At 39.3% G+C, this 19,234-nt stretch carries 20 protein-coding genes, 1 riboswitch and 1 other annotated feature; of the genes, 2 read left to right on the forward strand and 18 right to left on the reverse strand.

What is annotated here, in order from left to right:
* Window positions 1-159: 159 nt before the first annotated feature.
* From H131_RS15550 to rph, 3 genes are read right to left on the reverse strand one after another with little or no spacing between them, the layout of a single operon-like run.
* On the reverse strand, window positions 160-660 hold the full coding sequence (locus H131_RS15550) for a metallophosphoesterase (RefSeq protein WP_010860104.1): 501 nt from the start codon (window positions 658-660) through the stop codon (window positions 160-162).
* Between the two features lie 12 nt (window positions 661-672).
* Window positions 673-1,266, reverse strand: coding sequence for an XTP/dITP diphosphatase (locus tag H131_RS15555; protein ID WP_010860105.1), 594 nt, complete (start codon window positions 1,264-1,266; stop codon window positions 673-675).
* 1 nt (window position 1,267) lies between these two features.
* Window positions 1,268-2,017 carry a ribonuclease PH gene (gene rph / locus H131_RS15560; protein WP_036130554.1) on the reverse strand — a complete coding sequence of 250 codons (750 nt, stop codon included), beginning with the start codon at window positions 2,015-2,017 and terminating at the stop codon, window positions 1,268-1,270.
* Window positions 2,018-2,194: 177 nt separating this feature from the next.
* On the opposite strand from rph, the gene trhA reads away from it, so the two are divergent.
* The gene (gene trhA / locus H131_RS15565) at window positions 2,195-2,836 is read left to right on the forward strand and encodes a PAQR family membrane homeostasis protein TrhA (protein WP_010860107.1); all 642 of its coding nucleotides are present in this window, start codon (window positions 2,195-2,197) and stop codon (window positions 2,834-2,836) included.
* A 93-nt stretch (window positions 2,837-2,929) separates the two neighbouring features.
* On the opposite strand, the gene racE is transcribed toward trhA, so the two are convergent.
* From racE to H131_RS15600, 7 genes are all read right to left on the reverse strand, one after another.
* Window positions 2,930-3,727: a glutamate racemase gene (racE, locus tag H131_RS15570; RefSeq protein WP_010860108.1), complete on the reverse strand. Its 798-nt coding sequence runs from the start codon at window positions 3,725-3,727 to the stop codon at window positions 2,930-2,932.
* Between the two features lie 10 nt (window positions 3,728-3,737).
* Window positions 3,738-4,190, reverse strand: coding sequence for a MarR family winged helix-turn-helix transcriptional regulator (locus tag H131_RS15575; RefSeq protein ID WP_010860109.1), 453 nt, complete (start codon window positions 4,188-4,190; stop codon window positions 3,738-3,740).
* A gap of 74 nt (window positions 4,191-4,264) precedes the next feature.
* The gene (locus H131_RS15580) at window positions 4,265-4,486 is read right to left on the reverse strand and encodes a helix-turn-helix domain-containing protein (RefSeq protein ID WP_004226437.1); all 222 of its coding nucleotides are present in this window, start codon (window positions 4,484-4,486) and stop codon (window positions 4,265-4,267) included.
* 194 nt (window positions 4,487-4,680) lie between these two features.
* Window positions 4,681-5,139, reverse strand: a complete 459-nt coding sequence (locus tag H131_RS15585; RefSeq protein WP_010860110.1) for an acyl-CoA thioesterase — start codon at window positions 5,137-5,139, stop codon at window positions 4,681-4,683.
* Between the two features lie 423 nt (window positions 5,140-5,562).
* Window positions 5,563-6,342, reverse strand: coding sequence for a succinate dehydrogenase iron-sulfur subunit (gene sdhB / locus H131_RS15590; RefSeq protein ID WP_010860111.1), 780 nt, complete (start codon window positions 6,340-6,342; stop codon window positions 5,563-5,565).
* Between the two features lie 14 nt (window positions 6,343-6,356).
* The gene (gene sdhA, locus H131_RS15595) at window positions 6,357-8,102 is read right to left on the reverse strand and encodes a succinate dehydrogenase flavoprotein subunit (RefSeq protein ID WP_010860112.1); all 1,746 of its coding nucleotides are present in this window, start codon (window positions 8,100-8,102) and stop codon (window positions 6,357-6,359) included.
* A gap of 64 nt (window positions 8,103-8,166) precedes the next feature.
* Window positions 8,167-8,781 carry a succinate dehydrogenase cytochrome b558 subunit gene (locus tag H131_RS15600; RefSeq protein ID WP_010860113.1) on the reverse strand — a complete coding sequence of 205 codons (615 nt, stop codon included), beginning with the start codon at window positions 8,779-8,781 and terminating at the stop codon, window positions 8,167-8,169.
* A gap of 272 nt (window positions 8,782-9,053) precedes the next feature.
* On the opposite strand from H131_RS15600, the gene H131_RS15605 reads away from it, so the two are divergent.
* Complete coding sequence (locus H131_RS15605) at window positions 9,054-9,488, forward strand: YslB family protein (RefSeq protein WP_010860114.1); 435 nt, start codon at window positions 9,054-9,056, stop codon at window positions 9,486-9,488.
* Window positions 9,489-9,642: 154 nt separating this feature from the next.
* Here H131_RS15605 and H131_RS15610 read toward each other — a convergent pair whose 3' ends face one another.
* From H131_RS15610 to H131_RS15645, 8 genes are all read right to left on the reverse strand, one after another.
* Window positions 9,643-10,869 (reverse strand): aspartate kinase, encoded by a 1,227-nt coding sequence (locus H131_RS15610; RefSeq protein WP_010860115.1) that lies wholly within the window; start codon window positions 10,867-10,869, stop codon window positions 9,643-9,645.
* Between the two features lie 368 nt (window positions 10,870-11,237).
* Window positions 11,238-11,416: riboswitch (Lysine riboswitch) on the reverse strand.
* Between the two features lie 40 nt (window positions 11,417-11,456).
* On the reverse strand, window positions 11,457-13,247 hold the full coding sequence (gene uvrC, locus H131_RS15615) for an excinuclease ABC subunit UvrC (RefSeq protein WP_010860116.1): 1,791 nt from the start codon (window positions 13,245-13,247) through the stop codon (window positions 11,457-11,459).
* Window positions 13,248-13,334: 87 nt separating this feature from the next.
* Window positions 13,335-13,646, reverse strand: coding sequence for a thioredoxin (gene trxA / locus H131_RS15620; protein ID WP_010860117.1), 312 nt, complete (start codon window positions 13,644-13,646; stop codon window positions 13,335-13,337).
* A 133-nt stretch (window positions 13,647-13,779) separates the two neighbouring features.
* Window positions 13,780-15,138: an amino acid permease gene (locus H131_RS15625; protein ID WP_036130560.1), complete on the reverse strand. Its 1,359-nt coding sequence runs from the start codon at window positions 15,136-15,138 to the stop codon at window positions 13,780-13,782.
* A gap of 58 nt (window positions 15,139-15,196) precedes the next feature.
* Window positions 15,197-15,430: a binding site (T-box leader), on the reverse strand.
* Window positions 15,431-15,620: 190 nt separating this feature from the next.
* Complete coding sequence (locus tag H131_RS15630) at window positions 15,621-16,598, reverse strand: electron transfer flavoprotein subunit alpha/FixB family protein (protein ID WP_010860119.1); 978 nt, start codon at window positions 16,596-16,598, stop codon at window positions 15,621-15,623.
* Between the two features lie 365 nt (window positions 16,599-16,963).
* On the reverse strand, window positions 16,964-17,737 hold the full coding sequence (locus tag H131_RS15635; protein WP_010860120.1) for an electron transfer flavoprotein subunit beta/FixA family protein: 774 nt from the start codon (window positions 17,735-17,737) through the stop codon (window positions 16,964-16,966).
* Between the two features lie 108 nt (window positions 17,738-17,845).
* Window positions 17,846-18,619, reverse strand: coding sequence for an enoyl-CoA hydratase (locus H131_RS15640; RefSeq protein WP_010860121.1), 774 nt, complete (start codon window positions 18,617-18,619; stop codon window positions 17,846-17,848).
* A gap of 14 nt (window positions 18,620-18,633) precedes the next feature.
* On the reverse strand, window positions 18,634-19,215 hold the full coding sequence (locus H131_RS15645) for a TetR/AcrR family transcriptional regulator (RefSeq protein WP_036131589.1): 582 nt from the start codon (window positions 19,213-19,215) through the stop codon (window positions 18,634-18,636).
* Window positions 19,216-19,234 lie beyond the last annotated feature (19 nt).

Consider the following 19,234-nt stretch of genomic DNA (forward strand, 5'->3'; position numbering starts at 1 on the left):
CTTATCTCCTTTAGTTCTTTTTCTTTTATTTTTCTACTTAAACATAAATCAATCCGTGGACATACTTTCCAAGAGTACAATCCTGCATAAACACAAAAACGCTTAACTTTCTATTAATTAGAATTTTAAGCGTTTTTATGTTGTTCTAGTTCATGATTATTACCGCACAAATTGATGTGAAGAAATACAATCGTTGTCATCTGTTAAAAAATTCACTTGGAAATACGCATCGCTAATTTCTACTATTGCAAAGCTTTTTTCCTTGCGACCACGTGGTTTTAATAAACTACCTGGATTAATAAACAGCACACCATCAATCATTTCAGCACCTAAAATATGAGAATGACCGAAACAGGTGATTTGCGCAGCGACTTCCTTTGCACGATAGGACAAAGACAAAATGGATGTTTTGACATTGAATAAATGACCATGTGTCACAAAAAATGCCACGTCGCCCACTTCAAATACCACTTCGTCTGGAAATGCTTTTTCTGCGTCACAATTACCTCGTACTTTTTTCATGCCTGTTAATGCGGTATGTGAAAAAGCAAGCTCACTATCCCCACAATGAATCACGGCATCCGCATTTGGATAAAAGCCACGAACTTTATCAATAACAAGACTGTCGCCATGTGTATCGCTCATAACTAAAACTTGCATGGATATCACCTCTTACTTTATAAGATTTGGCAATGTTTCCTTTAGCTTACGAATTGCATTTCCACGATGTGAAATGGCACCCTTTTCTTCTGCTGTTAACTCAGCCATCATGCGCTTTAAGCTTGGTACGAAAAAGATTGGATCATAACCGAAGCCATTTGTGCCACGTTTTTCGTGGGCAATCATACCTTCACATGTCCCAAATACGGTTGTCGTCTCAAAATTCGGACCTGCAATGGCGATGCAGCAGCAAAACCGTGCAGTTCGTTTTTCATCTGCAACACCCTGTAAATTCGCCAGTAACTTCACCATATTGGCCTCATCATCATGATCACCAGCGTAACGTGCTGAATAAACCCCTGGCTCACCATTTAAGGCATCTACTGCTAAGCCACTATCATCTGCAATGACAATTGTGCCTAGTGCTTTTGCCAGTGCCTCTGCCTTTAAGACTGCATTTTCTTCAAAGGTAGTGCCCGTCTCTTCTATTTCCATGTCTGGTGCAACATCAAACATCGTCACCACTTCATAACCAAGCGGCCCAAACAGTGCTTCAAAATCTTTGGCTTTTCCTTTATTTTTTGTCGCAATTACAACCTGTGTCATCTTAGCAGTCTCCTCCTACTTTGTTCGCTAGTTCTCCAAGTACTTCTTTTTGTAGTACGATCAATTCTTGAATACCTTTTTCACCTAATGCAAGTAGTTCATTTAACTCTTCTCGGGAAAATGTTGCTTCCTCGCCAGTACCTTGTAATTCTACATAACGTCCTGCCCCTGTCATAATGATATTCATATCTACAGCTGCTGCAACGTCCTCAACATAGTTTAAGTCTAAAATAGCACCTTGTTCCTCCACAATTCCAACGCTTGTGGCAGCTAAAAAATCGGTGATTGGGAATTTAGCGAGTTGTTTTTCTTCTGCAAGTTTGGCAATCGCCTGTGTCATCGCTACAAATGCCCCTGTAATCGATGCCGTACGCGTCCCTCCGTCTGCTTGAATTACATCACAGTCAATCCATACTGTACGTTCGCCAAGTGCCTCTAAATCGACGATAGCACGTAATGCCCGGCCAATTAGACGTTGGATTTCCATAGTTCGCCCGTTCACTTTGCCACGAGACGATTCGCGTGGCGTTCGCTGCGCTGTGGCACGTGGTAACATCGAGTATTCGGCTGTAATCCAGCCTTTTCCTTGTCCACGTAAAAAACCTGGTACTTTATCTTCAACTGTTGCCGTACAAATAACTTTTGTATTTCCTACTTGGATTAATACTGAACCTTCAGGATGCAGTAAATACTCGCTATCCATTTTTACAGGACGCATTGCATCCACAGTTCTACCATCATATCTTGTCATAATTTTTCGTGCCTCCTAAAATCTTTCGCGCACTTATTTTATCATATTTTACATCGATAAGACGATTAACTCTCTGCAATATATGATATTTATCATATAGATTGTATTACACTTTCTTCTACAATCCATTTTATTGTTCTGTTATAGTAAGGTGAATAAAGGAAGAGGTGACGGGTCATGCCACAATCCGCGGTTGAACAAAGTAGTTATACTATTAAGGAAGAGTTTTGGAACGCCCTAACGCATGGAGTCGGTGCATTTTTAACAATTCCTGCTACCCTTTTATTAGTTCATAAAGCATTAGTTTCCGGTTCAACAACAGAACTCATTAGTTACATTATATTCGGCATTTCAATGTTCTGTTTATACTTAGCATCCACGCTATATCATTCCATTCCAACACATAAAGTATTACTAAAAAAACTAGATCACAGTTCCATATTTTTATTAATTGCAGGAACGTATACACCAGTTGCTCTGATTGCTGTTGGTGGACAGCTAGGCTTGACCATTTTTATTATCGAATGGGTACTCGCAATCATTGGTATCGTCTTAAAACAATTTTTCGTTTATCGCTTTAAGAAAGTTTCATTGCTTGTCTATATTGGTATGGGGTGGCTTATTGTATTCGTCTATAAACCATTAGTCACGTATATTTCGTTCGACGGCTTTATGACACTTTTAATCGGGGGCATTTTTTATACTGCAGGCACATTCTTTTATAAAAACAAAAAAATCAAGTACAATCATGCAATTTGGCATGTTTTTGTCATGGCAGGCAGTGCAGCGATGTTCGTAGCTGTGTACTTATTTATTTAAAGTTGAACCCTAAAACGGACAGTCTTACAATCTGTTCGTTTTTGATTTTGGGAAATAAAAAATCAGCCCAGCTTTCATAAGCTAAGCTGATTTTTATTTTAATGAAATACGTTTTATATCGAGTGTACCTTGCTCGAGCCAATTTTCTGCAATCGAACGGAAAATCGGTACAGAACCAGTTGCATAAAATTTATGAGCAGGCACAGCATCTGAATCTGCTAAAGTGCCATTATACGCAAGCATTTCTTGAACATCCTTTGCGGTTTCTTCCGCAGATGATAGCACGAAAACATCTTCTCCAACGGCAGCTTCTATTTGCTTTTGCAGAATTGGATAATGCGTACATCCTAAAATCACCGTATCAAATTGTTCATTTTTCAACGGTTTTAAACCTTCTGCGATTAATTTATTGGCAAATTCACCTTTATATTCGCCACTTTCTACAAGTGGAACGAATGTTGGACAAGCTAATGGAATGATATGTGTTGACGTATTCAGTGACACCAAGGCTTCCTCATACGCCCCACTTTTAATGGTTCCTTCAGTTGCAAGCACAACGACTTCATGTCGCTTCGTTTTCTTTACAGCTGCACGTGCGCCAGCATTAATAACGCCTAGTACCGGAAAAGGCATATTTCTTTGTAAACTTTCGAGTGCTACTGCAGTCGCTGTATTACAAGCAATGACGAGCATTTTGATATTCATTTTCTCAAGTGCTTTTGCCATTTGCCAAGTAAAATTCCGTACTTCTTGTCGAGTTCGTGGACCATAGGGACATCTTGCTGTATCACCAATATAATAAATCGTTTCGTTTGGTAATCGCTTCATTATTTCCTTTGCTACGGTTAAACCGCCTACTCCTGAATCAATAACGCCTATCGGGGCATTCATACTTTCCGCCTCAATCCTGTTTCATGTGTACATGTAGTTTTTGTAAATAGCTCGATAATTGCCCGACCTCTTGTTCATTAAACCCAACAAGCATCTCCTGCAAATACTGCTGTCTTTTTTCGATAACTTCTTGTATTATACGTTCGCCCTTTTCGAGAAGATGAACAACAACAACACGACGATCATTATCGTCACGCACACGCTTGACTAATTCATTTTTCTCCATCCGGTCCACTAAATCTGTTGTGGTACTAAATGCTAAGTATAAACGGTTTGACAAGTCGCCAATTGTAATATCACCAAGCTCTTCTAACCACTGTAATGCAACAAATTGTGGCGGCGTAATCGCATATTGTGAAACAATCTCTCTTCCTTTTTGTTTCACAATGGCCGCTATATAGCGTAATTCCTTTTCAACCGTTGCAACGGTTTCAGGTGAGTGCTTTGTTACTTCATCCGACATATAACTATTTCACTCCTAAAAATACGTTGAATAGTTCTATTTTGTCGTTTTTTTCACGAAATAGCAAGTGTCCATTAGTCTAATTTGAATTCTTCTAAGCGTAACAGCTCAATTAACGCCTGAGATCGATTCGTTACACCTAGCTTTTGAATTGTATTGGAAATGTGATTTCGCACTGTTTTTTCACTAATACCAAGTTGCTCTGCAATATCCCTCGTTGTTTTTTCAGCTAATAAAAGCGCAAATATTTCACGTTCTCGGTTTGTTAAAAGAGAACGATGATGAGAGCCATTCATTTTCAGTCACACCCTCCTCCCCCGCACGTATTGTAACTTATGTTAAGGAACGAGGAGCGGTGACGGCTATTTTCATGATTACCACGTGTTTGCACAAAAAATTTGGAAGTTGCTTCTATAAATTCGTTAATAATCATGTAATTGCACATCTTCATCTTCAAAATTGCCTCTCCAACAAAACAATCAGTAGAAAGTTAAATGACTGCTAAGGATGCTAAATGTTCCTTTTCTTCCTCAGAGATTGGTACACTCTTTCCTGTACGGGGATCCATTTGTACAACTGTACCACGTCCTGTGAAGCAAACTTCATCCTTTTGATTTTTAGCTAAGTAATGAATATCTATAGATGAATTACCAACTTTCGCTACTTTGGCAAAAACACGAAGGACATCGTCAAAGAAAACTTGCTTTACATAATCACATTGTAAATCAGCTACTATCGGAATGCCTTTCACACTTTCATCTATTTTTGACGGCATTAGTACACCTAGATGATGAAAATAATCGATACGCGCTTGTTCAAAATATGTAAAGCTAACTGTATTATTCATATGACCGAACATATCTGTTTCTGAAAAACGCACTCGTACCTCAATAAAAAATGAAAATTCCTGTGCCCACTCCTGAAAATCTCCAATATAACTTGCCTTCATGTTGTTCATCCCCTTTTTATTAATTCGCCTTCATGTTATTTAGCTGCATTGACTACAGCTAAAAATAATTTTTGTTTTAAAGTAGTCTTCAGCGTTGAGTGCGTGTCTATAAACCATTTATGCACTGGAACACTTTTTAACTATATGAATCTATTCTTACATACTTAGAAAGTGTTACATAAGCGTTGACCATGACATCCGCGTAAAACAACATCTTATAACAGTAGGTCGTAACTCATGCTAATTAAAGTTAAAATGAATACAAATTCATTATATAGGAAGAAACTTTATTAGTATAGAAAGAATCTGATATTTCAGTGTTTTATTAAGGAATTCCCTCGTTTTATCCTTTACTTTCTAAAATATAGTATAAATAAAAACTCCCCTACACAATTTGTGTAAGGGAGTATAGCTTGTAGTCAATTAGTCAACAAAGTGGTCAGAACCGAAGAAGTTGCGGAACATTTGCACTGTAGTTGCACGGTTTAAAGATGCGATAGATGTTGTTAAAGGAATACCTTTTGGACAAGCAGCTACACAGTTTTGTGAGTTACCGCAGTTAGCAAGACCGCCGTCACCCATAATAGCATTTAAACGCTCGTCTTTAATCATTGCACCAGTTGGGTGCGTGTTGAAAAGACGTACTTGTGATAATGGTGCTGGTCCTATGAATGAAGCTTTTTCAGACACGTTTGGACATGCCTCCATACATACACCACAAGTCATACATTTAGATAATTCATAAGCCCATTGACGTTTACCTTCTGGCATACGAGGACCTTCACCTAAATCATACGTACCATCAATTGGTACCCATGCTTTAACTTTTTTAAGTGCATTAAACATGCGGTCACGGTCAACTTGTAAGTCACGAATAACTGGGAAAGTTTTCATTGGTTCAAGACGAACTGGTTCAGTCAATTGATCAATCAGTGTTGAACAAGATTGACGCGGACGTCCGTTGATAACCATTGAACATGCGCCACAAACTTCTTCTAGACAGTTCATGTCCCATGCTACAGGCGTTGTTGATTCACCAGAAGCTGTAGTAGGATTTTTTTGAATTTCCATTAATACAGAAATAACGTTCATACCATGACGATAAGGAACTTCGAATTTCTGCCAGTAGCCATTGCCACCTTGTGTATCTTGACGTAAAATTTCAACTTTTACCATTCTTCCAGTATTAGCTGCGATATCCATAATTCTTAGCCTCCTTAAGCAGAGTAGTCACGTTTACGTGGTGGGATTAATGAAACGTCAACTTCTTGGTACGTGATAATTGGCTCACCCGTAGTTGGGTCAAATTTTGCCATAGTCGTTTTTAAGAAGTTTTCATCATCACGTTCTTGGAAGTCTGGTTTGTAGTGCGCACCACGAGATTCGTTACGTAGTAGGGCGCCTTTTGTCATTACTTTCGCTAGGTAAAGCATGTTTTTCAGTTGACGCGTAAAGTGAGCACCTTGGTTACTCCATTTTTGCGTATCGTTGATGTTGATGTTTTCCCAACGTTTTAGAAGATCATCAAGTTTTTTCAATGTATCTTCAAGTTGGTCGTTGTAACGTACTACTGTCATAGTAGCTGTCATCATTTCACCAAGCTCTTTATGAAGCAAGTAAGCATTTTCTGTGCCATCCATTTTCATGATCGCATCCCACTTATCTTGTTCTTCTTTTACGCGTGCATCATATACTTCTTGTGGAATATCTTCAGCATGCTTTTTAAGGTGTTTTACGTAATCTACTGCGTTTGGACCAGCAACCATACCACCATAAATAGCAGATAATAATGAGTTTGCACCAAGACGGTTTGCACCATGTTGAGAGTAATCACATTCACCTGCAGCAAATAAGCCAGGAATTTCAGTCATTTGGTTGTAGTCAACCCATAATCCACCCATTGAATAGTGAACTGCAGGGAAAATTTTCATAGGTAATTTACGTGGATCATCGCCTACGAATTTTTCGTAGATTTCAATAATACCACCAAGTTTAATATCTAATTCATGTGGATCTTTATGAGAAAGATCTAGGTATACCATGTTTTCGCCGTTGATACCAAGTTTTTGGTTTACACAAACGTCAAAAATTTCACGTGTTGCAATATCACGTGGTACTAAGTTACCGTATGCAGGATATTTTTCTTCAAGGAAGTACCAAGGTTTACCGTCTTTGTAAGTCCAAATACGTCCACCTTCACCACGAGCAGATTCTGACATTAGACGGTTTTTATCGTCCCCTGGAATTGCTGTTGGGTGAATTTGAATGAACTCTCCATTCGCGTATGAAGCACCTTGTTGGTAAACGATAGAAGCAGCAGAACCTGTATTGATAACAGAGTTCGTTGTTTTACCGAAGATAATACCAGGGCCACCAGTCGCCATGATTACAGCGTCTGCGCGGAATGATTTAATTTCTTCTGTACGCATATCTTGCGCAACGATACCACGACAAACGCCGTCAGGATCGACTATTGCACCAAGGAATTCCCAGTGCTCATATTTATTAACTAAACCAGCTACTTCGTGAGAACGAACTTGCTCGTCTAGTGCGTATAGTAATTGCTGACCAGTTGTTGCACCAGAAAAGGCTGTACGGTGCATTAAAGTCCCACCGAAACGACGGAAGTCAAGTAAACCTTCTGGTGTACGGTTGAACATTACACCCATACGGTCCATTAAGTGAATAATACCAGGGGCTGCATCACACATACCCTTAACTGGCGGTTGATTCGCTAGGAAGTCCCCACCGTATACTGTATCGTCAAAGTGAATCCAAGGAGAATCCCCTTCACCTTTCGTATTAACCGCACCATTAATTCCGCCTTGCGCACATACAGAGTGTGAGCGTTTTACAGGAACTAATGAGAATAAATCAACTTCAGTACCAACTTCAGCTGCTTTAATCGTTGCCATCAGACCGGCTAGACCGCCGCCGACAACAATTATTTTGCTTTTCGCCATGATTATTTCTCACTCCTCTTAAAAAATTGCAATGATTGCATGTCCTCTTTTAGTTTTCACGTACTTACACAAAAGCTAAAATTGCAGCCACACCCATAACACTTAGAATTACGAAAATAATGTTTGTTACATAAGTAGCAATCTTTTGAGCCTGAGGAGATTGTGTAATACCCCAGCTTACTAAGAATGCCCATAAACCGTTTGATAAGTGGAAAGTTGCTGATAAAATACCAACAATGTAGAATCCAAGCATGAATGGATTTGCAACAATATCTGCCATCATGTCATATTCAACGTGCGCTCCAAGTGCTTTTTGAATACGAGTTTGGAAAATGTGCCATGCAATGAAAATCACTAGGAATACACCAGTGAAGCGTTGTAATGAGAACATCCAGTTACGGTATGTGCTAAAACGACCTGTATTTGGTGTAGCTGTAAAAGCAATGAACACACCATAGAAAGCGTGGAACATTAATGGGATATAAATAATTACCCATTCCATTAGCAACAATAGAGAATGTGGAACTAATTCCATCGCCCCTGTTGCATCATTGTAAGCTTCTTCACCGCCAACAGCAGTGAAGTTTAATGACAAGTGGAACGCCAAAAACAAACCTACTGGTATGACACCAAGTAGAGAATGTAAGCGGCGCCATAAAAACTCTCGATCTTTCGACAAGACTGTTACCCCCCTTAGTACTTAAAATAGCACAACAAAAGAAGTCACCATTTTGTAAATGAAACTTCATTGACTGTGTATTTCATCATGGTACAATATTATGACATGTTTATTGTACTCTCAAGAGCTACGAGCGTCAAGGCAACTCGGAGTTTTTAATAGCCCTTATTAAAGTAATAATCTAGTACATGATGCGTCATTTTTTCTCGAAAAATCTATCTTTACTTTATCACTACCAAATTATAAGAAAATTCTAAGAAAGAAGGATATCAATGTTAAATACTCCATCTCCTACAATCTCATCATTTGGGTATGAGATAATTCGCGATCATATTCTATCTTCCATTCTTGGTAAACATGAAGATGAAGTGCTTTATTGGGCTGGAAAAGAGCTTGCTCGGAAGTTCCCCTGTAAAAGTCAAGAAGAACTTATCGCATTTTTCGCAGATGCCTGCTGGGGTACTCTAGAACTTACGAAGGAATCAAAGGATGGACGTATCTTCCATTTAACAAATGAGCCAGCACTTTTACAGCTTAGAAATCGAAGCTTTCGACTTGAAGCAGGATTTATAGCGGAGCAGATTCAGCAAGCAAAAGGCTATTTGACTGAGTGCTATGATGAAAAACGCGAAAAACAACAGCTTATAATGTTTACCGTCAAGTGGGATGTGAAGGAACGTATCATGAACACCATTCCGACAGAGTAATCGAATAAGGATTGTCATTCCATTAAATGGTGAATGGCAATCCTTTCTTACTTTAATATCACTATCAGCACTGTCTGAATATTCACTAAAGTTACAAATTGTTATAAACAAATTATACAGAATGCGTCCTTGATTTTCGACAAACCCCCATTATCTACACTTGAAGCGCTTCAGCTAAATTAAACTCCGCATGTAAAGCATTAGCTGCTTGAATCATATCGTCCTGTGGTACGACTACGGATACTTTAATTTCTGAGGTACTTACCATTTTCACAGGGATGCCCTCACGACGTAACCGATCAAACATACGTGCAGCAACACCTGGGTTGGACGCCATTCCCGAGCCAATAATCGAAACCTTCGCTAGGCCAACTTCAAAATCAGCAAAGCTAAAACCCAATGATAATTTACTATTTTCTAAAACGTGGAGAGCTTGTGCAAATTCCTCTTTCAAAATCGTAAAGGATACTGACGGCTTTAAGCCATCAATAATAGCTTGTACGATAATATCTACATTGATGCGATTCTCTGCCAGTACCGTAAACATACCTGCTAAGGATGCATCAGAATAAGCATCATACCCGACTGTTAAACGAATAATGTCTGATTCAAAAGCAACACCACGTACGATTAAATTTTTTTCCACTTCAACTTCCTCCTTTAATAAGGTACCTGTCACATCCTGCTCACACGAACGAATAATGACAGGGATTTGGAACTTCTTCGCGAGTTCCACTGCACGTGGATGTAAAATATGCGAACCTAAATTTGAAAGCTCTAACATTTCATCATACGAAATTTCCTTTAACTTTTTCGCGCCTAAAATATGATTGGGATCTGCTGTATAAACGCCTTCTACATTTGTGAAAATATCTACTCTTTCAGCATTGATTGCTGCAGCGATGGCAACCGCTGTCGTTTCCGCCCCACCTTTACCGAGCGTTGTAATATTCTGAGCCCCATCAATGCCTTGTTCACCAGCAACTACTACGATTTGACCCTGCGCTAAATGTTTTTCAATACGATTGACAGCAACGTCTCCAATACGTGCGTTGCGGTGCTTGGCATCAGTTAGTAAGCCTGCCTGCCAACCTGTTAAAGACACTGCATCATAACCTGCTTCCTGAAGAGCAATCGCACATAACGCACTTGCGACTTGTGAACTTGTTGAAAATAGTACATCCAGTTCACGCTTTGAAGCATCGTCCGATAAATCGCGAGCCATCTTTGCTAACTCTTTTGCAGTACGTCCCATTGCTGATGTCACAACCACTACATCTAGTCCACGATTTTTTTCGGCAACTGCCTTTTTTACGAACTCCTGAATACGATCTGTTGACGCTATCGCTGCTCCACCAAATTTTAGTACAATTCTCGTCATCGTTATCATTCTCCTTCTAACTCATTTACGCCTCAGTATAATTTGGATACGGATTGTGAATTGTACTGACAAAAGTCATCCCTATCAACTGCCACCTGTGCTCTAGCCAATACGAAGTTAAACACTTAGCTGTCGATACAAGTATCCTGTTGCTTTCGCTCAGATAGCTTACCGCAGTGAGCGCCGATTTTAGCGTACAATCCGCAACTGTATCTCCGCAGTCTAGCAAACCATTTTGGTATTCATCACCCACTTTGAGAAAATGAGGATACATGAATGATGTAAAAGAAACATGCTGGGAACATCAAAAAGGCAGCCCCACATAATGTGAGAGCTGCCTGCAACATGTACAATATAAAATCTTGCGCATGTGTGATAGCTCTCCGAAACATCAAGAATCGACAGTCTTACATCTCTTAAATGCAAAACCAGTAAAGTATCGGAAACAACGATACTCCACTTCGGCAAGCTTCCCTTTCGCACATCATCAAAGGGTTTGTCCACCCTCCAATATGCTACTATTTAACCTTGCACCTCTATCATCACTAAAATAGTGAATATAAACTTATATTTACGTTAGCATATGTCTAGTCCTTTGACAATGCCTCTTGCTGAAAATAAGCGTAAATATTACTTGCTAAATTAACGGGCATACCCGCTTCTTGTAAGGCGAGCTCACTCGCCTCACGTATTTTCTTCACCGAGCCAAAATGCTTTAGCAACTGTTGTTTTCTCTTCGGTCCAATACCCTCAATTCCATCGAGTACCGATTGGATCGCATTTTTCTCGTGCTGTTGTCGGAGGAATGTAATCGCAAAACGATGCACCTCATCCTGAATACGTTGTAATAAATAAAAGCCGTCGCTTGTACGTTTTAACGCTATTACTTCTGGAGGATCCCCAAATAAAAGCTGTGATGTATTGTGCTTATCATCTTTCGCTAAGCCAGCAATTGGCATGACTAGGCCAAGCTCATCTTCTAACACTTCTCTCGCAACTTCCATTTGCCCTTTACCACCGTCAATCAGTACTAAATCGGGCAATGGCAAGCCTTCCTTTAATACTCTTGTGTAACGACGACGAATCACTTCCTGCATTGCACCATAGTCATCATGCTTTGCAGCAGTGCGCGTTTTGTACTTACGATATTCTTTCTTAGCTGGTTTCCCATCAACAAACACAACCATTGCCGATACAGCATCTGCACCGTGCATATGACTATTATCAAATGCCTCAATGCGTAGTGGCGCAGATATGCCCATTGCCTCACCGAGTGCCTCACACGCACCAATCGTTCGCTCTTCTTGTCGTTCAATGAGTTGGAACTTAGCCTTAACCGCAATTTCCGCATTTTTTGTCGCCAACTCGACCAGCTCTTTTTTCTGACCACGCTTTGGTGTAAGCACCTTCACAGCAAGTAAGTCCGTTAAAATTGTTGCATCAATGGACTGCGGAATAAAAATTTCTTTTGGCTTAATATGCTCAAGCTTCTCATAAAATCGCCCAACAAATGTTAAAAATTCTTCCTCTGCATCCTGGTAAATCGGAAAAATCGAAACATCTCGCTCAATCAGTTTGCCCTGTCGCACGAAAAAGACCTGCACACACATCCAGCCCTTTTCTACCGCATAGCCAAACACATCTCGGTTCGTCGTATCACTCGACACAATTTTTTGCTTTTGCATAACTGTATCGATATGAGCAATTTGATCGCGGAATTCCTTCGCTCGCTCAAACTCTAGATTTTCAGCTGCCGCTAGCATTTTCTCTTCAAGTTCTTTTTTTACAGCTTCAACCCCACCATTTAAAAACTTCGTCATATCCTCAATCATATCGTGATAAATTTGTGCATCAATGTCTTTCACACAAGGTGCTATACATTGTCCCATATGATAGTACAAGCAAACTTTGGACGGTAATTGCACACATTTTCTGAGTGGATATAAACGATCAAGTAGCTTTTTAGTTTCACTTGCAGCGTATGCATTTGGGTATGGGCCGAAATACTTCGCCTTATCTTTTTTTACCTTTCGAGTCGTAATAAGACGTGGATTTTTTTCATTTGTAATTTTTAAATATGGGTATGTTTTATCGTCTGTTAGCATGACATTGTATTTCGGATCGTGCAGTTTGATGAGATTAAGCTCTAAAATAAGTGCTTCTAGGTTTGACGACGTCACAATGTACTCAAAATCCTCAATTTCGCTAACGAGGCGTTGTGTTTTCCCCTCATGTGTCCCCGTAAAATAAGAGCGCACTCGGTTTTTAAGTATTTTGGCCTTTCCTACATAAATAATCGTGCCTTGCCTATCCTTCATCAAATAGCAGCCAGGCTGATCTGGTAAAATGTCAAGCTTGCGTTTGATTAAATCATTCATCGCCTACCTGCCTCCCCTTTTCTTACATTATATAACGAAAAAAAGCCAAGCACATCTATAGATGGCCTGGCTTTCCTTTACTACTTATTAAGCGTGTTTAGCGATGAAAGCTTCTAGCGCTTCTTTTGGTTGGAAACCAACAGTTTTGTCTACTAACTCACCATCTTTAAATAACAGTAGTGATGGGATAGACATAACTTGGTATTGCGCTGCAGTACCTTGGTTGTTATCTACGTCTACTTTTACGATTCTAGCTGCGTTCCCTGCAGCATCCATTTCTTCAAGAACTGGTCCAATCATTTTACAAGGCCCGCACCAAGCAGCCCAAAAGTCTACTAGTACTAACCCTTCTTTAATATCATCTTGGAAAGTTGCATCTGTTGCATGTACAATTGCCATTTGAAATCCTCCTTAATCTTACTATGCTTGTAGTATAGCATGGATAAATTCACTTGAGCGAACAATCTGCCTTGACTGCATAATTTATGAAAAACAAGTATAAAAGAGTCGAAAAAGGCATTATGTTGAATTATTATTTAGCCGAATTTCCTTGATAACGTCCCTTATATACATAAGTTAAAGTAATAAAAATGTAAATGGCTAATGTAATACCTGTTACGATAATAGATGTTGTAAAAATAATGCCAATCAGAATTGCACTTAAGGCGATAATTGCTATCCAAGTTGTATAAGGAAACCATTTTACCGCATAAGCACTTGTTTTTTCTGGCTGTTTTTTACGTGATTTCACATGCGCAATCGCAATAATTAACCAAATAAATAACACAGTGTATCCCAGTGAACCCATCAGAAAGTCAAAAGTTTTGCTTCCGGCAAATAAAGAAATGATTACGCCCATATATAAAGCTAACGTACACATCAATATAGCATATACCGGCACTTTCCTTTTCGATAAATGAGCAAAGATTTTAGGAATACGCCCGTCCACAGCCTGTGTATATAGAACGCGTGATGAACCATAAAGGCCAGAGTTCATAGATGAAATAATTGCGAGTATAACAACAGCGTTCATAATATGGTCGGCCCCTGGAATACCAATCATTTTAAATACCATTACAAACGGGCTTTCTGATACGCCATTTACTTCATTCCAAGGAATTAAGCTAACGATAATGAAGAAAGGCAGTAGATAGAAGGTCACAATACGTACTAATGTACTGCGCACAGCTTTGGGTACTACTTTCTCAGGATTTTTCGTTTCAGCTAACGTAATACCAATAATTTCAGTACCACCATAAGAGTAAATAACCACAAGCATTGCAGCTATTAGGCCCGTTGAACCGTTTGGAAAGAATCCACCGTGCTCCGTTAAATTAGAAAAACCAACAGCTGTATGATTGCCAAAAGTAACAAGCAATAAAACTAATCCTGCTATGATAAACACCACAATAACGGTAATTTTAATTAAGGCCAGCCAATATTCTGTTTCTGCAAAAACTTTTACTGATAATAAGTTAATGGCTGTAACTAACACCGAGACGGATAGGGCAAGTATCCAAATCGGATAATGTGGCAACCAATATTGAATGAAAATGGCCGCAACTACGGATTCCGCCGCAATATTTAACACCCACATTTTCCAATAAATCCAATCTAGAAAATAAGCTGGATACTTTCCTAAAATTGATTGTACTAAATCTCTAAACGTTCTGGCCTCATGATTACGAACGGCCATTTCTGCTAAACCTTGCATAACAAATAATAGAATAATACCACCTATTAAGTAAGCAAAAAGTACTGACGGCCCTGCCATATCAATAGCTGCACTGCTCCCTTTAAATAACCCTGCACCAATGGCACCACCTAAAGCCATCATCGTAATATGACGTGAGGTCATTGTTCTTTGTAATTTCTGGTTGTCTTTTTCCATTTCCTTACCTCCTAAAATCAAAAAAGGCATATCGTCTGTTCCTTCATTATCAAATGAAAGAAGAGACGATATGCCTAAAGCAAACCGCGGTACCACTCTAATTGGTTCTATAAGAACCCTACTTAAAAACCTTGTAACGAAGGTTAACCGTCAAACAAATAGAATAATCTGTTAATTCTATTTATCTTACCACTCCTAGGCAAGTTCAAAGTCTTATTGGACTGCGTTGCACCATCCCGCAGCTCTCTTCACCAAATAATGAGCTTTTACTACTCCTAATCTTTGCGTTTCAAAACATTATTATTGAAAAATTTAATTATTATCCATCACTATACGGCCTTATATTAATTGTGTCAATATTTTATTTTGCAATAATTTTCAAAACCACTACAGACTTGCTCAAACATTAAGCTAAACGATGAATTACACAAAAAAAGCAGGGAAGATAAATCCTCCCCGCGCAACATGTATAAAACGACTAATTATGCATTCACTTTTAACGCTTTAAATTCCTCAATCAGAAGCGGCACTACTTCGAATAAATCGCCTACAATCCCATAATCTGCAACTTTAAAGATATTTGCCTCTGGGTCTTTATTAATGGCAACGATTACTTTTGAATTCGACATACCTGCTAAGTGTTGGATTGCTCCAGAAATACCAGCTGCAATGTAAAGATCTGGTGTTACAACCTTACCAGTTTGACCAATTTGTAGTGAGTAATCACAGTATTCGGCATCACATGCACCACGTGAAGCACCGACTGCACCACCAAGTAAATCTGCTAGTTCTTTTAACGGTTCGAAGCCTTCTTCAGATTTCACACCACGTCCACCAGCAACAACTACTTTCGCCTCAGAAAGATCTACACCTTCTGTAGATTTACGAACAACCTCTTTAATGATTGTACGTAGGTTAGTAATTTCTACAGCTACAGCAGACACATCACCTGATTTACCCGCTTCTTTTTCTAAAGGTGCAATATTGTTTGGACGAATCGATGCTAACACAACGCCATCTTTTATTTTTACCTTTTCAAAAGCCTTACCAGAATAAATTGGGCGAATGAATACTACATCATCACCAGCACCTTCAATTGTTGTTACGTCAGATACAAGACCTGCTTGTAATTTACTTGCAATTTTTGGTGACAAGTCTTTACCATTCGCTGTGTGTCCAAACACGATACCAGTTGGATTTTCTTGTTCGATTACAGCTAGTAAAGCTTGACCATAGCCATCTGATGTATATTGTTTTAAATGTGGATGTTCCACTGTTACAACACGATCAGCACCATACTCGAATAATGGACCTGTAAGATTTGCTACAGCATCCCCTAAAAGAACACCGACAACTTCGCCGCCATCAGCGATTTGTTTGGCAGCAGCAATTGCCTCGAAAGATACGTTACGTAAGCTTCCTTCACGAACTTCACCTAATACTAATACTTTTTTTGACATAGTACATTCCCTCCGTTACCCTCTAAGATTCGATTTACATCATCAACTACACCTTGGCATTTGTCATTCAGATTCTAAATTGTATTTAGGCCTGCACAAGGACCGGCTTGATGTCGATCCTTTCGGTATAGCCACAAGTCATGGCGTTGGAAGCAGTGTAGATTAGTTAGCCGATATCGCTTGAAAGCAATGTATGTAGGCTAACACCCTAAATGGATTCCTTTTAAAATCTGTAACACCCGTCCAAGGCTTGATCTTCATTCATTTGGTGTTGGAAACCCACTGCAAAACTCTCTTCATGTGAGAGTCCTCTGTAGCTGATGCTATGCTTTCGCCACAAAATATGCTGAATGAAAATAAATGACTTAAACTACTTTTGCCTCTGTATGAAGTAGGTTTACTAGCTCCTTAACTTGTGCAGAAAGTTCGCCTTCAAGAATGCGTCCTGCAGCTTTTTGAGCTGGTAAGTAAATGTCTACTGTTTCTACTTTTACTTCTACATCATCTTCATCGATATCTAAATCATCTAACTCAAGCTCTGCAAGCGGTTTCTTTTTCGCTTTCATGATACCTGGTAAAGATGGGTAACGTGGCTCGTTTAAACCTTGTTGAGCTGTTACTAAAAGTGGTAAAGATGTCTCAATTACTTCTGAATCACCTTCGATATCGCGCACGATTTTTGCAGATGTGCCATCAATTTCAAGGTTTGTAATTGTTGTTACATAATTGATGCCTAATAAATCAGCCACTCGCGGCCCTACTTGACCAGAACCACCATCAATGGCAACGTTACCTGTTAAAATAAGGTCTGCATCTTTATCTTTTAAATACTCAGCTAAAAGGTAAGCTGCTGCATTTTGATCTAATTCATCTATATCATCTTCTGTATTAATAAGCACCGCTTCGTCAGCGCCCATTGCTAGAGCCGTACGTAATTGCTTTTCAGCATCTTCGCCACCAATTGTGACAACGGTTACTTTACCGCCTGCCGCATCACGCACTTGGATAGCTTCTTCAATTGCGTATTCGTCATAAGGGTTAATGATGAATTCTGCGCCATCCTCTTGAATTTTCCCACCTGAAACAACGATTTTTTCTTCTGTATCAAAAGTACGTTTAATTAATGCAAAAATGTTCATAAATCCATACCTCCTGAAACGTTTTTTAATTTCTAAGTAAACTTATAAATATTATATATTTTCAGTATCGATAACCCCCTTAAGTTTGCTATCGATACTGATGGAATACTATTTGCCAGTAAATACAGGCTCACGTTTTTCGATAAATGCTTGAATACCTTCCTTAGCATCTTCAGTAACAAATACCGTACCAAAGGATTCAGCTTCTACTTCAATACCTTCATAGAATGAAGCCGGCTTAGCGTATTGCAAAGCTTGAATGGCTGCTTTTAAAGCAATCGGACTCTTTTTGGCAATTTTTTTCGCAACCTTTAATGTCTCTTCGAGTAAAGCTTCATCTGTAAATGCTCTGTTTGCTAAGCCCCATTGTACGGCTTCTGAACCTGAAATAGGCTCACTTGTAAACATCATTTCTGCTGCTTTCGCAACACCCACATAACGTGGTAGACGTTGTGTTCCACCAAATCCTGGAATAAGACCGAGTTGTAGTTCAGGCAATCCTAATTTCGCAGATTCCGTCACAAAGCGCATATGGCAACTCATTGCTAGTTCAAGTCCACCACCAAGTGCTGCACCGTGAATTGCTGCAATAACTGGCTTTGAAAATGTTTCAACACGTTCAAATACTTGTTGCCCATTGCTTGCTAATTTAGTGAACGCTGCGCCCGATTCAACTTCTGTAAACTCCTTAATGTCTGCACCCGCTGAGAAGAAACGGCCTTCACCATGAAGCACAAGAACACGGACAGTGTCATCGTTTTCTACGGCATCTAGCACAGCATTTACTTCTGTAATGATTCCGCGAGATAATGCATTTGCTGGCGGACGAGCAATCGAAATAATTGCTACGCCATCTTCAACTTTCCAACTTAGAAATTCCATTTCTCCACATCCCTTTACGCTTTAATGCCGTTCAGGATTAACGCCTGAACCTTTGGAACCTGTTCTATCAAATCGTATCGATAGTCATTCATAACCCACGACGTAATGGTTTCATCAATGGTTCCAAACACCATTTGACGTGCCAAGCGTACATCCATCGTTTGATTGAACTCACCTGATAGCATGCCTTCAATTAAAATTTGATCAAGCAATTGTAAATACTCTCTTAATACTGCATTGATCTTTAGTCGTAAATCTTTATTTGATTGTCGAAGTTCTAATTGTGTGACAGTTGCTAGGTATCGATCAGTCGCTAGAACATTAAAATGATTTTCAATCATTCGTGAAAGCTTGTCTCTCGACGTACTTCCATTTTCTATTATATCTTGTAATGACTCTACAAAAACAGCCATTTTTTCATTAAAGACAGAAATTAATATATCTTCTTTATTTTTAAAATATAAATAGATTGTTCCGTCGGCCACCCCTGCCTGTTTGGCGATTTTCGATACTTGCGCTTGGTGATACCCATTTTCTGCAATAACGATGACAGCTGCATCAACAATTTGCTTATACTTAGGCTTATCTCGTTTCACTTTTAAATCACCACCTAGA

It is taken from the genome of Lysinibacillus sphaericus OT4b.31 (assembly GCF_000392615.1).
GTDB classification, from domain to species: domain Bacteria; phylum Bacillota; class Bacilli; order Bacillales_A; family Planococcaceae; genus Lysinibacillus; species Lysinibacillus sphaericus_B.

Excerpts from the sequence above, each read along its gene's own strand:
- H131_RS15625 (WP_036130560.1), bottom strand. The coding sequence starts at position 15,138 with ATGGAAAAAGACAACCAGAAATTACAAAGAACAATGACCTCACGTCAT.
- racE (WP_010860108.1), bottom strand. The coding sequence starts at position 3,727 with ATGAATGCCCCGATAGGCGTTATTGATTCAGGAGTAGGCGGTTTAACC.
- trhA (WP_010860107.1), top strand. The coding sequence starts at position 2,195 with ATGCCACAATCCGCGGTTGAACAAAGTAGTTATACTATTAAGGAAGAG.
- sdhA (WP_010860112.1), bottom strand. The coding sequence starts at position 8,102 with ATGGCGAAAAGCAAAATAATTGTTGTCGGCGGCGGTCTAGCCGGTCTG.
- trxA (WP_010860117.1), bottom strand. The coding sequence starts at position 13,646 with ATGGCAATTGTACATGCAACAGATGCAACTTTCCAAGATGATATTAAA.
- H131_RS15555 (WP_010860105.1), bottom strand. The coding sequence starts at position 1,266 with ATGACACAGGTTGTAATTGCGACAAAAAATAAAGGAAAAGCCAAAGAT.
- uvrC (WP_010860116.1), bottom strand. The coding sequence starts at position 13,247 with ATGAATGATTTAATCAAACGCAAGCTTGACATTTTACCAGATCAGCCT.
- H131_RS15640 (WP_010860121.1), bottom strand. The coding sequence starts at position 18,619 with ATGGAATTTCTAAGTTGGAAAGTTGAAGATGGCGTAGCAATTATTTCG.
- H131_RS15575 (WP_010860109.1), bottom strand. The coding sequence starts at position 4,190 with ATGTCGGATGAAGTAACAAAGCACTCACCTGAAACCGTTGCAACGGTT.
- H131_RS15580 (WP_004226437.1), bottom strand. The coding sequence starts at position 4,486 with ATGAATGGCTCTCATCATCGTTCTCTTTTAACAAACCGAGAACGTGAA.
- H131_RS15630 (WP_010860119.1), bottom strand. The coding sequence starts at position 16,598 with ATGTCAAAAAAAGTATTAGTATTAGGTGAAGTTCGTGAAGGAAGCTTA.
- rph (WP_036130554.1), bottom strand. The coding sequence starts at position 2,017 with ATGACAAGATATGATGGTAGAACTGTGGATGCAATGCGTCCTGTAAAA.
- sdhB (WP_010860111.1), bottom strand. The coding sequence starts at position 6,342 with ATGGATATCGCAGCTAATACTGGAAGAATGGTAAAAGTTGAAATTTTA.
- H131_RS15550 (WP_010860104.1), bottom strand. The coding sequence starts at position 660 with ATGCAAGTTTTAGTTATGAGCGATACACATGGCGACAGTCTTGTTATT.
- H131_RS15605 (WP_010860114.1), top strand. The coding sequence starts at position 9,054 with ATGTTAAATACTCCATCTCCTACAATCTCATCATTTGGGTATGAGATA.
- H131_RS15610 (WP_010860115.1), bottom strand. The coding sequence starts at position 10,869 with ATGACGAGAATTGTACTAAAATTTGGTGGAGCAGCGATAGCGTCAACA.
- H131_RS15635 (WP_010860120.1), bottom strand. The coding sequence starts at position 17,737 with ATGAACATTTTTGCATTAATTAAACGTACTTTTGATACAGAAGAAAAA.
- H131_RS15585 (WP_010860110.1), bottom strand. The coding sequence starts at position 5,139 with ATGAAGGCAAGTTATATTGGAGATTTTCAGGAGTGGGCACAGGAATTT.